The following is a 595-nucleotide window of genomic DNA, read 5'->3' as shown; positions in this document are numbered from 1 at the left end:
AACAGATGTTTTCTTGAGGAGGACGTCGCATTAAGCGCAGCTTTTATATTGACCAATCATCTATCTGCTTTGCAACTGAAGATCTGATCAGCGAATTAAAAAATACCACTCCGCTACGTCAGAGTATAGAAAATATGCTAGAAGAACGAGGTGATATCGGTGATATAAATGACTGGATAATGAATAATGGCGTCACTAACCTACAGCTATTTCGAAAATATATTTTGAATTGGATAAAAATGCGCGGTGATGTCAGAACCGATATGTATTTAGTCATACGTACCATGCCACCAACACCCAATGGACTACCTGTCGAAATCTATTGTTTCACCCGTTCAACCACTTGGGTTGAATATGAAGAAGTCCAATCGGAAATTTTTGAGTATGTTAATGCGTCTGCAAACTACTTTAAACTACGGATCTATCAACACCCATCCGGAAGTGACTTAGCGGGTTTAAAATATCGGTAACAAATAACAAAAAACACCGAATAAATCGGTGTTTTTTCATCTGCTTATCAGCACTTTTTAATGCATGCTTCTAGCAAGTCGCTATCTGTAGACTATACGTCAAACGGGTCACGTAGGATCATAGT

1 protein-coding gene is annotated in these 595 nt (G+C 38.5%); it reads left to right on the top strand.

Features of this window, described 5'->3' with window-relative positions:
- The first annotated feature begins 134 nt into the window (after nt 1-134).
- Entirely contained in the window at nt 135-470 is a 336-nt protein-coding gene (locus ABN217_RS19815) for a hypothetical protein (protein ID WP_349459938.1), read from the top strand.
- The last annotated feature ends 125 nt before the right edge of the window (nt 471-595 follow it).

It is taken from the genome of Proteus sp. fly-1067 (assembly GCF_040139345.1).
GTDB lineage: Bacteria > Pseudomonadota > Gammaproteobacteria > Enterobacterales > Enterobacteriaceae > Proteus > Proteus vulgaris_B.
Note: the sequence above shows the minus strand (reverse complement) of the source record. Positions and strands in the feature narration are given on the sequence as shown.

Excerpts from the sequence above, each read along its gene's own strand:
- ABN217_RS19815 (WP_349459938.1), top strand. The coding sequence starts at position 135 with ATGCTAGAAGAACGAGGTGATATCGGTGATATAAATGACTGGATAATG.